Source organism: Planotetraspora sp. A-T 1434, assembly GCF_025420585.1.
Classification (GTDB): Bacteria; Actinomycetota; Actinomycetes; order Streptosporangiales; family Streptosporangiaceae; genus JAOEGB01.
On the sequence record NZ_JAOEGB010000012.1, the window covers coordinates 187,671 to 201,000 of the forward strand.

Sequence of the window (13,330 nt, forward strand, 5' to 3'; positions counted from 1 at the left end):
ACGATGCCGCGGTGAGCGACGTGAGCAGCGCGCTGGAGTACTGGCCGGCCCTGCTCGGTTAGCCCGGCCGCGTTTTTAACTGGCTTGGGCGGCGGCTTTGGCGGCGAGAGGGAGCGCCTCGGCGACGCGGGTGAGCGCCTCGTCGTCGTGGGCCGACGACAGGAACCACGCCTCGTAGGCCGACGGCGGCAGGTAGACCCCCTGGTCGAGCATGCTGTGGAAGAACGCCCGGTAGGCGCCGGTGTTCTGGGTCTGCGCCGAGGTGAAATCGGTGACCGGCCCATCCGTGAAGAAGATCGAGAAGAGGCTCCCGGCCCGCTGGAGCCGGTGGGGGACGCCCGCGGCGGCCAGCGCGTCGGAGGCGGCCCGGCCGATCACCAGCGCCGCCGCGTCCACCCTGTCGTACACGTCGTCGTCGCAGGCCCGCAGCGTGGCCAGCCCGGCCGCGCAGGCCAGCGGGTTCCCGGACAGCGTGCCGGCCTGGTAGACGGGCCCTTCCGGCGCGAGGGCGGCCATCACGTCGGCCCGGCCGCCGAACGCTGCGGCGGGCAGCCCGCCGCCCATGACCTTGCCGAAGGTCATCAGGTCGGCCTCGACGGGGTCGATGCCGTACCAGCCCTCCGCGGACACCCGGAAGCCCGTCAGCACCTCGTCCATGATCAGCAGAGCGCCGTTCTCCGTGCACAGCTCGCGCAGGCGCTGGTTGAAGCCCTCGGCCGGGGGCACCACGCCCATGTTCGCCGGGCAGGCCTCCGTGATCACGCAGGCGATCTCGAACGACCGGAACGCCTCCTCGACCGCCTCGACCGAGTTGTACGGCAGGACGATCGTGTCGGCGGCGGACGCCCCAGTGACTCCGGGGGTGTCCGGCAGGCCGAACGTGACCACTCCCGAGCCCGCGGAGGCGAGCAGCGCGTCCACGTGCCCGTGGTAGCAGCCGGCGAACTTCACGATCTTCGACCGGCCGGTGAAGCCGCGGGCCAGCCGTACGGCCGACATCGTGGCCTCGGTGCCGGAGCTGACCAGGCGGACCTTCTCCACCGGCTCGACCCGGGAGACGATCTCCTCGGCGAGCAGGACCTCGCCCTCGGTCGCGGTGCCGAACGAGAACCCGCGGGAGACGGCCTCCTCCACGGCCGCCACGACGGCGGGGTGGCGGTGGCCGAGGATCATCGGGCCCCATGAGCACACCAGGTCCACGTACCGGTTTCCGTCGACGTCCGTGACGTACGGCCCGTCGCCGGAGGCCATGAACCGGGGCGTGCCGCCCACGGCGCCGAAGGCGCGCACCGGCGAGTTGACGCCGCCCGGAACGATCTCACGGGCGCGGGCGAACAGGTCCTCGGAGGTCTGCGTACGAGTCACGTCCCCAGATTACGGGCCCGGGGGTGCGGCAGCCGTACCGGATCTGGTGGGCGGGGTCTGGTGGGGGCGGGGTCTGGTGGGGGCGGGATCACTCGCAGAAGTCGGCCAGCAGGTCGAGGACGCGGAGCGGGTCGGGCAGCGGGCGGCCGTCCGGCGGGCGGAGCCAGCTCACGGCGCCGCCGGTGGCCAGCGTGGACGGCGGCGCCAGGACGTAGCTCTCGCGGCAGTGCCAGCGCAGGCCGGGCGTCTCGTCGATGGTCTCGGGGCCGGCGTCGAGGTGGCAGGACCACCACTCGTCCTCGTCCTCCGGCGCGCCCCGCGTGGCGACATAAAAAAGGACCCGGTCGCCGTTCACGGCGACCGGGCCCGTTTCGAAGCCTGCTGCGTCCATCGCGGCCAGCGCGGGCGTCCCCGCGGAGGCTTGTACGTCGAACACGTCGAACACCCTGCCGGTGGGCAGGATCACGTTGGCGTCGGGCTCCTGCTCCCACCACCGCGTCAGGAGGGCCGAGTCCGTCGTGGCCTGCATCTGCCAGGCGGGCGAGACCGGGTGCATTCCCGGCTCCGGACACCCGACCCGGTCGCAGGAGCACGCGCGCCCTCCCTCGGCCAGCGGATGGGCGCCCATACAGCTCGCCCACCCGAGCTGGGCGTACTCCAGCACCGAAGAGATCTTCCGTGGCGCCGCCCGGTGCGCACGCCGTTTCGTGCGACGGGCCAGCGGTACCCCGACCATGGTGCTCCTCCCCACAAGGAACGTGCCTAGCGATGCCTCCCGCGATGCCTCCGCGATGAATGGTCAGGATAGTCGGCGGGCGACCTCCGTGGCCCAGTAGGTCAGGATCATGTCGGCCCCGGCGCGGCGGATGGCGATGAGTGACTCCATGATGACCCGCTCCCGGTCGATCCAGCCGTTCGCCGCGGCCGCCTCGACCATCGCGTACTCGCCGCTCACCTGGTAGGCCGCGACCGGCACCTCGACCAGGTCGCGGACCTGGCGGAGGATGTCCAGATAGGCCAGGGCGGGCTTGACCATCACGGCGTCCGCGCCCTCGGCCAGGTCGAGCCGCACCTCGCGCAGCGCCTCGCCGACCGGCCCGGCCGGGTCCTGCTGGTACGCGTTGCGGTCGCCGAACTGCGGCGCGCACTCGGCGGCCTCGCGGAAGGGCCCGTAGAACCCGGAGGCGTACTTCGCCGAGTAGGCCAGGATCGGGATCTCGGCGAAGCCGCCGGCGTCCAGCGCCTGGCGGATCGCCCCGACCTGGCCGTCCATCATGCCGCTGGGCGCGATGACCTGCGATCCGGCCGCCGCCTGGGCGACGGCCGCCGAGGCGTACCGCTCCAGGGTGGCGTCGTTGTCCACCTCGCCGGTGTCGGTCAGAAGACCGCAGTGGCCGTGGTCGGTGTACTCGTCCAGGCAGGTGTCGGACATCACGACCAGGGAGTCGCCCACGTCCGAGGCGAGGTCCCGCAGGGCGACCTGCACGATCCCCTCGGGGTCGTCGGCGGCGGACCCCCGGGCGTCCTTGTGGGCCGGCACCCCGAACAGGATGACGCCGCCCACTCCCGCCTCGGCCGCCTCGTGGGCGGCCTTGCGCAGCGAGTCCCGCGTGTGCTGGACGACGCCGGGCATCGACCCGACCGGCTGCGGCTCGGCGATGCCCTCCTTGACGAACATCGGCAGGATCAGCTCGGCCGGATGCAGCCGCGTCCCCGCGACCATCCGGCGCAGCGGGGCCGTACGGCGCAGCCTGCGCGGCCGTGCCGCCGGAAACTCCGCGATCGTCACTGTGGTCTCCATCCGGCGTCACTTGACACGGCGGCGGGCACCTCTGCGGGTCTGCGAGGGCCTTCGGGGCACCTCACCGGCCGAAAGGGCCGCCTGCCGCTGCTTGGCACCATAGTCCGCCAGGGCGGCGGCCAGGGCCGAAGCTGACGGCTTGTCGGCCATCACGTCAACCCGCAGGCCGAACTCCTCGGCCGTCTTGGCCGTCTGCGGGCCGATGACCGCGATGACCGTGACGTTGTGCGGCTTGCCGGCGATGCCGACGAGGTTCCTCACGGTCGACGACGAGGTGAACAGCACCGCGTCGAAGCCGCCGCTCTTGATCGCCTCCCGGATCGGGGCGGGCGGGGGCGCCGCCCGGACCGTCCGGTAGGCCGTGACGTCGTCGCACTCCCAGCCGAGCTGCGTGAGCCCCGCGACCAGCGTCTCGGTCGCGATATCCGCCCGAGGCAGCAGGACGCGGTTGATCGGGTCGAGCATCGAGTCGTACGGAGGCCACTCGGCCAGCAGGCCCTCCGACGACTGCTCGCCGGTCGGCATGAGGTCGGGCTTCACACCGAACTCGACGAGCGCGCGTGACGTGGCCTCGCCCACCGCGGCGACCTTGAGCCCGGCGAACGCCCGCGCGTCCAGTCCGTACTCCTCGAACTTCTCGCGCACGGCCTTGACCGCGTTCGCGCTGGTGAAGGCGACCCACTCGTAGCGGCCGGTGACCAGGCCCTTGATGGCGCGGTCCATCTGCTGCGGGGTCCGCGGTGGCTCGACCGAGATGGTCGGCACCTCCTCCGGCACGGCGCCGTAGGAGCGGAGCTGCTCCGACAGGCCCTGAGCCTGCTCCTTCGTGCGCGGCACCAGGACCCGCCAGCCGAACAGCGACTTGGTCTCGAACCAGGAGAGCCGGTCGCGCATGCCGACGGCCTCGCCCACGACGATGACGGCCGGCTCGGTCATGCCCGCGTGCTTCAGGTCGGGGCCGAGCCGGCCCAGCGTGGAGACCACGGTGTACTGCTCGGTCGTGGTGCCGTCGCTCGTGACGGCCACCGGCGTCGAGTCGGGCTTGCCCGCCGCGATCAGCGCCTTGGAGATCGGCACGGCGTCCGCGACGCCGTTGTAGATGACCAGGGTGCCCTGGCAGGCGGCGTGCGGCGCCCAGTCCTCCACCTGCGCCGCGTCCACGATCCGGAACTCCGGCACGGCCACCGCCGGCGGGATGCCCGCGTAGGTCAGCACGGCCGTCGCGGGCGGGACGCCCGGCACGATCTCGAAGTCGACGTCGGCCTTGGCGCACGCCGTCACCTCGTCGGTGACCGAGGAGAAGAACGACGGGTCGCCGGGGCACAGCCGCACGACGGTCCGCCCGGCCTTCGCCTCCTGGATGGTCCGCAGCGAGACGGAGTTCTCCGCCGCGTCGGCGGAGACGTCGACGACCTCCACGCCCTGGCGGCAGTGGCGCAGCAGCGAGCCGTACGCCTCCCGGTCGAGGACGACGACATCGGCCCTGCTCAGCAGGTCGGCGCCACGCAATGTGAGCAGGTTCTCGTCACCCGGCCCGGCGCCGACGAATGCGACGAACCCGGTACAGGCGTGTGGACTGTGATTCACGGAGCTCAATGGGCCTGCTCCCCCATCAACGTGCCGGCCCCTTCGGCGATCATGGCGGCCGCGAGCTCGCGGCCCAGGTCCATGGCCGCCGGAGAAGGTCCGGAGGTGGACTTGCGCACCGACCGGACCCCGTCGACGGCGACGACGGTTGCGGTCAGATTCAGAATGTGCCCGTCACCGGACGCGAAAGCACCTACCGGCGCCGCGCACCCGGCCTCGAGGGCGGCGAGGACCGAGCGCTCAGCGGTCACCGCGGCCCGCGTGCGCGGATCGTCGACGGCGCTCAGCAGCTCGATCAGGTCCGTCCGGGCGGCCAGGCACTCGAGGGCGAGCGCTCCCTGCCCCGGGGCGGGAAGCATCTCGTCGACCTCGAAGACCTGCGAGATGTCACCGTCACGGCCGAGCCTGCCGAGCCCGGCGGCGGCCAGGACGACCCCGTCGAGCTCACCAGAGGTTACCTTGCCGATACGAGTGTCCGCGTTGCCCCTGATCGGGACATAGTCGAGGTCAGGCCTGATCATGCGGAGCTGGGCGACCCGGCGGGGCGACCCGGTCCCGATCCGCGCGCCGGACGGAAGATCGGAGAGCTTCGCCGCGCTCACGAGCGCGTCACGGGGATCGTCCCGGGGCGGGATGGCCGCGATCAGGATCCGCTCGTCCGGCGTCGTGGGGAGATCCTTCAGCGAGTGGACCGCGAAGTCGATCTCGCCCTCGATCAGCTTGTTCCGCAACTCGCTGACGAAGACGCCGGTCCCGCCGAGCTGGGTGAGATTGGCCTTCGTCACGTCGCCGAAGGTCGTCACGCCGACGAGCCGCACCTCACGCCCCGTGAGGGCGGTCAGCCGGTCGGCCACGATCTGCGACTGGGTCGTCGCCATCAGGCTCTTGCGCGTGCCGAGACGCAGAGGATCGCTCACTGGTCCATCTCCATCCGGGAGACGGCGTCCGGCGCCTTGGGATCGAGGTCGAAGAGCTCACGGAGCGCCTCGGCGTAGTGGTCGCCCGCCGGGGAGGCGGCCAGCCGCTTCACCCGCACGGTCGGCTCGTGGAGCAGCTTGTCCACGACCCTCCTGACGGTCTGGGTGACCTCGTCGCGCATCCGGCCGTCCAGCTCGGGAAGCCGTGACATGAGCCGGCCGATCTCGGACTCGACCACTCCGGCCGCCTTGGTCCGCAGCGCGATCACCGTCGGCGTCACCTTGCCCGCCCGCTCCGCTTCCAGGTAGGCCGTGACCTCCTCGGCGACGATCCGCCTGACCGCGGCGATCGCCTCGGCCCGGCCGCCGTCGGCCGTGTCGCTTCCCAGCCCGGCCTGCTGCATCGACTCCAGATCGACCAGCGTCACGCCTGGGAGCGCCCGGACCCCCGGATCGACGTCGTGCGGGAGCGCCAGGTCGAGCAGGAAGAGCCCGGTCCTGCCGTTCATCGCGGTCGCCACCATCTCGGCGGTGATCGCTCGGTTCCCCGCGCCGATGCAGGAGATCACCAGGTCGGCCTCGGCCAGCTCCGCGGGGACGTCCGCCAGCTCGGCGGCCCGCCCGCCCACGGTCTCGGCCAGCCGTACGGCACGCTCGTGGGTGCGGTTGGCGATCACGATGTCCGTCACGCCCGCGCGGGAGAGGGTCGCGGCCGACAGCGCGCTCATCGAGCCCGCCCCGACGACCAGGGCCCGCTTCCCGGCGATCGGGCCCATCACCCGCTCGGCCAGCGTCAGGCCCTCACCCACCAGCGACGCCCCGGCCCGGTCGATGTCGGTGTCGGCGTGCGCCCGCTTGCCGACCCGGAGGGCGTGCTGGGCCAGCTCGTTGAGCGCCGTCCCGGCCGTGCCCTCGTCCTGGGCCAGACGCAGCGCCGTCCGGATCTGCCCGAGGATCTGGCCCTCGCCGACGACCATCGAGTCGAGGCCGCAGGCCACCGCGAACAGGTGCTCGACCGCGCGGTCCTCGTAGTGCACGTACAGGTGCCGGGCCAGCTGCTCCTGCGGCATGCCGGAGTGCGCGCTCAGGAGACCGGTGACTGCCGTCACGCCGCCGTGGAAGCGGTCGACGTCGGCGTAGACCTCTACCCGGTTGCAGGTGGAGACGACCAGCGCCTCGGAGACGTGCTCGTCCTGCCACACGTCGTGCAGCAGCTTGGCGAGCGCGTCACCGGTGACCGTGACGCGTTCGAGCAGCGCCACCGGCGCGGTGCGGTGGCTGAGGCCGACGACGAGGAGGCTCATGATCACACTCCGCTCGCTCGCTCACTCACATGACCACCCCGTCCGGCCACTCCTCGGCCATGATGGGCCCTCCACTAGCCTTGCGCTGCTCGTGGAACGCAAGAATCTGCAGCTCGATGGATAAATCGACTTTACGGACATCTACTCCGTCAGGCACAGCCAGAACGACGGGAGCGAAGTTCAAAATACTCGTGACACCGGCCGCGATGACCCGGTCGCACACATGCTGCGCCGCCGTCGCGGGCGTCGCGATCACCACGATGGAGACCCCGCGCTCGGTGATCACGGATTCCAGCTCGTCGGTGTGTTCCACGACCAGACCGGCGATCCGGTCGCCGACGACTTCCGGATCGGCGTCCAGCAGGCCCGCCACCCGGAATCCCCTGGACACGAATCCTCCGTAGTTGGCCAGGGCTCGCCCGAGGTTGCCGACGCCGACGATGGCGACCGCCCAATCCTGGGTGAGACCAAGCTCACGCGATATTTGGTATATCAAGTACTGAACGTCGTAACCCACTCCCCGCGTGCCGTACGACCCGAGGTGGGACAGATCCTTGCGCAGCTTCGCCGAGTTGACCCCGGCGGCCAGCGCGAGATCCTCCGAGCTCACCGTCGGCGTGCCCCGCTCCGCCAGCCCGTTCAGCGCACGCAAGTAGAGCGGCAGTCGCGCGACGGTCGCGTCGGGAATGCCGCGTTCGCGGGCCTGTGGGATGCGGCGGATCACGTGCCGGTGCTCCAGGGGGACGGACGGCCGGTGCGCCCCCGGCCGCACGAGCGGATGCGACGGATGTCGTAGACATCTAGGTTAGTGCCTTTGTGAAGCCATGCACAAAGTGAGTGCCCGTTAACTGTCCCAGGACGGCGCCCCGGTGGCGAATCCGCCCCGCACACCCCGCAATAGGCTGAGGTCATGGCCCCTCGTGATCACCGCATCACCCTCCTCGGCAAGCCCGGGTGTCACCTCTGCGACGACGCCCGCGCGATCATCGAGCGCGTCGCGGAGGAGCTCGGCGTGCCCTGGGAGGAGCGGGACATCACCGCCGACCCCCAGGACCAGGCCGAATACTGGGAGATGATCCCCGTCGTCCTGATAGACGGCGCCCAACACGACTACTGGCGCGTCAACGAAGCCCGCCTCCGCACCGCACTGACGGCGTGATCATGCACACGTTCCCACATGCACCGTTTCATCTGGCGTTTCGCGTGACGTGATCATGCACGTGTTCCCGTAGGCGCTGTTCTAACTGGTGCTTTGCGCGGCGTGATCATGCACTGTGCGGCACGCCCGCAGGACGGGCACATCGCATGATCACGAAGCGTCGTGGCGCTGATCGGACTGCGCGCGGCGGAATCCCTGCATGATCACAACCTGAGAAACCGTACGTCGCGGAGCTTCCGGGGAGACCGTGCATGATCACGGCGACTTCGGGTTGTACGCCTCAGACGAAGGTGGTGGGGAGGGGGACCACCTTGGCGGCGTTGACGGTGAGTTCGATCACGTTGGTGGCGAGGACGAGCGGCTGGCGTTCGGTGGCGAAGCGCTCCATGTGGGGCTGGCGCTGGTGCTCGGAGAAGCCGACCTCGTCGCGGTAGAGCTCGTAGACGATGCGCTGGAGAGGCGCGGACTTCACGCCGTGGCAGACGAAGACCAGCGTGTCGGGCTCGTTGCGCTGCACCGCCTCAACGGTCTCCTCCGCGAGCTTGTCGAACGCCTCGCCCGAGCCGTCCAGCAGCGTGAAGACCGTGAGCAGGCCGTAGATGGACGGGGACGGCTTGACCGACCCGCCTCGTGGGGCCGGCGCGGGGCTCTGCCGGGACGCCGAGCCGAAGCCCACCCCGAAGCTGGCGGCGACCTCCGGCGGAATCTCGGCCCCCGGGAAGACGGCACCCGTGGCCGGCATGCCCTGCGGCTCCGCCTTCGCGGGAGCCGGCATGCCGTACACGTCGGCGGCCATGAGCTGGCCCGTCGCGGGGCCGCCGAAGTCGTCGAGCGGCTGCATGCGGGCGGCGTAGTCGACCTCCTCGCCGGCGCGGTACTCGGCCACGAGGTCACCGAGTCCGGAACGGCGGGGCGGAGCCTGGGCGGGCGGGGAAGGCGGTGAGGGCTGTGACGGCTGTGAGGGCTGTGACGACGGTGAGGGCGGCGAGACCGGCGGCGCGGGCGGGGCCTCCCGGCGGTCGGCTACGCGGCGGCGACCGCTTTCCTCCCACTCGTCGTCCTCATCCTCGTCCTCCTCGTACGGCGCGAGCGGTTTGGCCACCGCGTACCAGATCCCACCGGCGGTGACGGCGAGGAGCGCCACGATGACGATCCCGGGGAGCGTGAGCTCCAGCGCTCCCACAAGCGCCATGCCGGCCGGGGCGAGCACCACGGTCGCGTTCATGTTGTCGGCGTCGTAGTCGTCCCCGTCGCGCCAGCTCAGCAGGGCCACGGCCAGGGAGATCAGCAACATGACGATCACCAGCACGTGGATGCCCCGCAGCAGCCACTCCGGCCAGATGTCCCAGTGGACCGGGGCGTCCGGGAGCTGCTTGGTGAACCCGCCGGCGACCGGGTCGAGCAGCATGATGACGACGCCGACGACCGTGAGGGCGATGCCCAGCAGCCACCCGCCGAAGCGGGCCGACGCCTTCTCCGCGAGGAGTTGCAGGACGCCGACCGCGAGCCAGAGCGGCGCCAGCAGCGAGCCGGTGATCTCGAACGCCCGGAAGGTGACGGACCCGAATCCGGTCAGGTGGCCGACCGCGATCGCGCCGAGCGAGAGGGCGAGCGCACCCGTGGTGACGCTCCACGCGATCAACCAGCCGGTGGGCTCGTCACGGAGGCGCCCGATGAGGACGCCGGTGGTGATCCCGGCAAGCAGGGCGCCGGCGAACGCGAGGAGAGCGACAAGGACTTCCATGGTGGACCCCATGCTGCCGGACATTGCCTTCCGACCGGTAGCCGGTTCCCCAGAGCGGCCCGCGGACCGGAATCACCGTTACGCGAATTGATTACTGTGCTCAGACGGATTGTGTTATTTCCCGATGATTTCTAGAGTGTTCGAGCACGCCGACTCCCCTTCCCCCATGGGATACCGGATGCCGAACACGTGGCCGTTGGCCGGGCTGTCCCCTCCAGCCGGAGCAGCGCTACCCGCGCGCGCCGTCGATCCCGTCGCCGGCGAGAACGACGAGATGCGAACGCTGGTGTTGCGCGCCAAGACCGGCGACACCGAGGCGTTCGGCATGCTGTACGACCGCTATCTGGAGCTGGTGTACCGCTACGTCTACTTCCGGGTGGGCGCGCACGCCCTCGCGGAGGACCTGACGAGCGAGACGTTCCTGCGGGCGCTGCGCGGGATCTCCGACTTCACCTGGCAGGGCCGCGACTTCGGCGCCTGGCTGGTGACGATCTCCCGCAACCTCGTGACCGACCACTTCAAGTCAGGCAGGAACCGGCTGGAGGTGGTCACGGCCGAGGTCCTGGACACGCCCCTGGACGGGCCGCACATCCCCGAGAACGCCGTGGTCACGAACATGGTCAACGAGCGGGTGATGCAGGCGATCAAACAGCTCGGCCCGGAGCAGCAGGAGTGCGTGATCCTGCGCTTCCTCCACGGAATGTCGCTCGCCGAGACCGCCATGGTCATGGGCAAGAAGAGCGGCGCGATCAAGGCCCTGCAGTTCCGTGCCATCAAGGCACTCGCTCGCGCGCTACCCAAGGATCTCTAGCCCGTAACCCATACCGCCGTCCCGTCGTTGGGAATGTGGCAGGGGCAGGAGCATCAAGCGGGGATGGCGGGAGCGTTCATGGGCTGGTGGCGACCCTCGCGCCGGCTGTGCGACTGGTGGGCCACCCGCACGACCGGCCATGTCACCGCGCGCCTGCGCACCCTGGGAGGCAGCCCCAGCCCCGAGTTCCGCGCCAGGCTCCGCGAGGAGCTGCTGCGCGCGCACGCCGCCGAGCGGGTCCCCGCCGGGGAGCCGCCCGCCCGGCGGCCGGAGATCCGCCGCCGGTCCCTTCTCGTACGGCTCCGCCCGGCCATCGTGTTCGCCGTCCTGCTGGCCGGGATGTACGCCACGGGCATCAGGACCTACCATTCCGTGCCCGGTGACGTGCTGTATCCGCTCAAGCGGACGGCCGAGTCGACGTTGCTGTCCCTGGCGACCGACGACCAGGAGCGGGCCGAGCGGGAGATGATCGCGGCACGGCTGCGGGCGGCGGAGACCGCCTCACTGGTGGGCTACCCGGCGCCGGATCGCGACCGGCTGATCGAGCAGACGCTCGACGACATGGAGACGACGACCCGGGCGGCCCTGAGCCGCGTGCAACACCATGGCCAGATCAACAGGGCGGCCCGCAGCTTCGCCCAGCAGCAGCGCACGATGGTGGAGCCCCTGCTGCCGAAGCTCGACGACGAGAACCGTGACAAAGCCAACAAGTACCTGAGCTATATCGACACGTTCACGGCTTCCGGCCATTGACGTACGGCTCACCGCTGACGTACGGCTCACCGCGCACATGGGCGATTAAGCTGATGTGCCATGAGGCGGCTATTGCGACGGCGGGAGGCGGCGGAGATCGCGGGTGAGGTGGCGGCCGCGGCCGCGGTCTCGGCCCCGGCGGTCGTCCCGGATCCCAGCGCGGCGGCGTTCTTCGATGTCGACAACACCATGATGCGCGGCGCCTCGATCTACCACTTCGCCCGCGGGCTCGCCTCGCGGGGCCTGTTCACCACCAACGACCTGCTGAAGTTCGCGTTGGGCCAGGCGTGGTTCCGGGTCCGCGGCAACGAGAACCCGGAGCACATCGCGCGGGCCAAGGAGATGGCGCTCGCCTTCGTCGCCGGGCTCAGGGTCGACGACGTCGTGCGCCTCGGCGAGGAGATCTACGACGAGGTCATGGCCGACCGCGTCTGGGCCGGCACCCGGGCCCTGGCCCAGGCCCATCTCGACGCCGGCCAGCGGGTGTGGCTGGTCACCGCCACCCCGGTCGAGCTGGCCCGGGTGATCGCGCAGCGCCTCGGGCTGACCGGCGCGCTCGGCACGGTCGCGGAGACGGCCGATGGGACCTACACCGGCAGGCTGGTCGGCGACCTGCTCCACGGGCCGGCCAAGGCGGAGGCGATCCGGGCGCTGGCCCGCCGCGAGGGGCTCGACCTGTCCCGCTGCTCGGCCTACAGCGACTCGGCCAACGACCTGCCGATGCTCTCGCTGGTCGGCCACGCGTACGCGATCAACCCCGACAGCGAGCTCCGCGAGCACGCCCGGGAGGAGGACTGGGAGATCCGCGACTTCCGGACCGGCCGGAAGGCCACGATGATCGGCCTGCCGATCGCGGCCACGGCGGGCGCCATCGCGGGCGGCATCGCCGCCGGGATCGCGCTGCGCCGGCACTATCGCTCGGTCGTCTGAAGGCGCTCGGTCGTCTGAAAGGCGCTCGATCGTCTGAAATGCCTAGAAGAGCGGCGGGAACGCGTGGCCGCGCCGCAGCCGCAGGGCGTTGAGCCGCTGCTGGATGGTCTCGCGGACCTGGTCGGTGAGGTTGAAGACCAGCATAGGGTCGTCCGCCTCATCGGGATCGAACTCGTCTGTCCGGATCGGCTCGCCGAACTCGATGAGCCATTTCGACGGCAGCGGGATCAGCCCTAACAGCCCCAGCCAGGGAAAGAACGGCGTGATCGGCAGGTACGGCACCCCGAGAAGCCGGGCGAGCGTCTGGAAGTCCCCGACCTTGGGGTAGATCTCCTCGGCCCCGACGATGGCACAGGGCACGATCGGCACCCCGGCCCGGATGGCCGACGCCACGAAGCCGCCCCGGCCGAACCGCTGGAGCTTGTAGCGCTCGGAGAACGGCTTGCCCACGCCCTTGAAGCCCTCGGGGAAGACCCCCACGAGCTCGCCCTTGCGGAGCAGGCGGTCGGCGTCCTCCGGGGTGGCCAAGGTGTGCCCCGTCTTGCGGGCGAGATGCCCGAGCACGGGAAGCTGGTAGACGAGGTGGGCCCCCAGCAGCCGCACCGGCCGCTTGGCCTCGTCGTGCAGCGCGACCTGCATCATCAGCGCGTCCACCGGCAGCGTGCCGGAGTGGTTGGCCACCACCAGAGCTCCGGAATCGGCCGGGACGTTCTCCAGGCCCAGCGTCTCGACCCGGAACCAGTGGTGGTAGAGCGGCCGGATGAGCTCCAGCAGGACCTTGTCGTTGAGCTCGGGGTCGAAGCCGAACTCGTCGACCTCGTACTCCCCCGAGACCCTGCGCCGCAGGAAGGCGAACAGCTCGGCGAGCCGCTCGTCCGACGGGCCGGGCGGAGGAGCGCCGCGTGCCGCCGAGATCGGGATGACCCGCGCGCCGTCCGCGCCGGAAGCCGGCATCTCGC

At 70.9% G+C, this 13,330-nt stretch carries 13 protein-coding genes; 4 read left to right on the top strand and 9 right to left on the bottom strand.

The window, feature by feature from the left end:
• Nucleotides 1-75: 75 nt before the first annotated feature.
• The 7 genes from hemL to N5079_RS17875 form a co-directional block, all read right to left on the bottom strand.
• On the bottom strand, nucleotides 76-1,365 hold the full coding sequence (gene hemL / locus N5079_RS17845; protein ID WP_261585004.1) for a glutamate-1-semialdehyde 2,1-aminomutase: 1,290 nt from the start codon (nucleotides 1,363-1,365) through the stop codon (nucleotides 76-78).
• An 88-nt stretch (nucleotides 1,366-1,453) separates the two neighbouring features.
• On the bottom strand, nucleotides 1,454-2,101 hold the full coding sequence (locus tag N5079_RS17850) for a bifunctional DNA primase/polymerase (RefSeq protein WP_261585005.1): 648 nt from the start codon (nucleotides 2,099-2,101) through the stop codon (nucleotides 1,454-1,456).
• A gap of 63 nt (nucleotides 2,102-2,164) precedes the next feature.
• Nucleotides 2,165-3,154: a porphobilinogen synthase gene (hemB, locus tag N5079_RS17855; RefSeq protein WP_261585007.1), complete on the bottom strand. Its 990-nt coding sequence runs from the start codon at nucleotides 3,152-3,154 to the stop codon at nucleotides 2,165-2,167.
• An 18-nt stretch (nucleotides 3,155-3,172) separates the two neighbouring features.
• Complete coding sequence (locus N5079_RS17860) at nucleotides 3,173-4,762, bottom strand: uroporphyrinogen-III synthase (RefSeq protein WP_261585009.1); 1,590 nt, start codon at nucleotides 4,760-4,762, stop codon at nucleotides 3,173-3,175.
• Nucleotides 4,759-5,670, bottom strand: coding sequence for a hydroxymethylbilane synthase (gene hemC, locus N5079_RS17865; protein ID WP_261585012.1), 912 nt, complete (start codon nucleotides 5,668-5,670; stop codon nucleotides 4,759-4,761). Before hemC ends, N5079_RS17860 begins: the two co-directional genes overlap by 4 nt.
• Nucleotides 5,667-6,974 carry a glutamyl-tRNA reductase gene (locus N5079_RS17870; protein WP_261585015.1) on the bottom strand — a complete coding sequence of 436 codons (1,308 nt, stop codon included), beginning with the start codon at nucleotides 6,972-6,974 and terminating at the stop codon, nucleotides 5,667-5,669. Before N5079_RS17870 ends, hemC begins: the two co-directional genes overlap by 4 nt.
• Before the next feature lie 25 nt (nucleotides 6,975-6,999).
• Complete coding sequence (locus N5079_RS17875; protein WP_261585082.1) at nucleotides 7,000-7,698, bottom strand: redox-sensing transcriptional repressor Rex; 699 nt, start codon at nucleotides 7,696-7,698, stop codon at nucleotides 7,000-7,002.
• 186 nt (nucleotides 7,699-7,884) lie between these two features.
• On the opposite strand from N5079_RS17875, the gene N5079_RS17880 reads away from it, so the two are divergent.
• A complete protein-coding gene (locus N5079_RS17880) occupies nucleotides 7,885-8,133 on the top strand; it encodes a glutaredoxin family protein (protein ID WP_261585016.1) in 249 nt (82 codons plus the stop codon).
• 280 nt (nucleotides 8,134-8,413) lie between these two features.
• On the opposite strand, the gene N5079_RS17885 is transcribed toward N5079_RS17880, so the two are convergent.
• Nucleotides 8,414-9,877, bottom strand: coding sequence for a putative quinol monooxygenase (locus tag N5079_RS17885; protein WP_261585018.1), 1,464 nt, complete (start codon nucleotides 9,875-9,877; stop codon nucleotides 8,414-8,416).
• Nucleotides 9,878-10,001: 124 nt separating this feature from the next.
• Here N5079_RS17885 and N5079_RS17890 point away from each other — a divergent pair, with 124 nt between their 5' ends.
• The 3 genes from N5079_RS17890 (at nucleotide 10,002) to N5079_RS17900 (ending at nucleotide 12,371) form a co-directional block, all read left to right on the top strand.
• Nucleotides 10,002-10,688 (top strand): sigma-70 family RNA polymerase sigma factor, encoded by a 687-nt coding sequence (locus N5079_RS17890; RefSeq protein WP_261585020.1) that lies wholly within the window; start codon nucleotides 10,002-10,004, stop codon nucleotides 10,686-10,688.
• Between the two features lie 78 nt (nucleotides 10,689-10,766).
• On the top strand, nucleotides 10,767-11,441 hold the full coding sequence (locus tag N5079_RS17895) for a DUF5667 domain-containing protein (RefSeq protein WP_261585022.1): 675 nt from the start codon (nucleotides 10,767-10,769) through the stop codon (nucleotides 11,439-11,441).
• A 60-nt stretch (nucleotides 11,442-11,501) separates the two neighbouring features.
• Nucleotides 11,502-12,371, top strand: a complete 870-nt coding sequence (locus N5079_RS17900) for an HAD family hydrolase (protein WP_261585024.1) — start codon at nucleotides 11,502-11,504, stop codon at nucleotides 12,369-12,371.
• A gap of 42 nt (nucleotides 12,372-12,413) precedes the next feature.
• Here the strand turns inward: N5079_RS17900 and N5079_RS17905 are convergent, their stop codons facing one another.
• Nucleotides 12,414-13,325, bottom strand: a complete 912-nt coding sequence (locus N5079_RS17905; protein ID WP_261585084.1) for a lysophospholipid acyltransferase family protein — start codon at nucleotides 13,323-13,325, stop codon at nucleotides 12,414-12,416.
• Nucleotides 13,326-13,330: the final 5 nt, after the last annotated feature.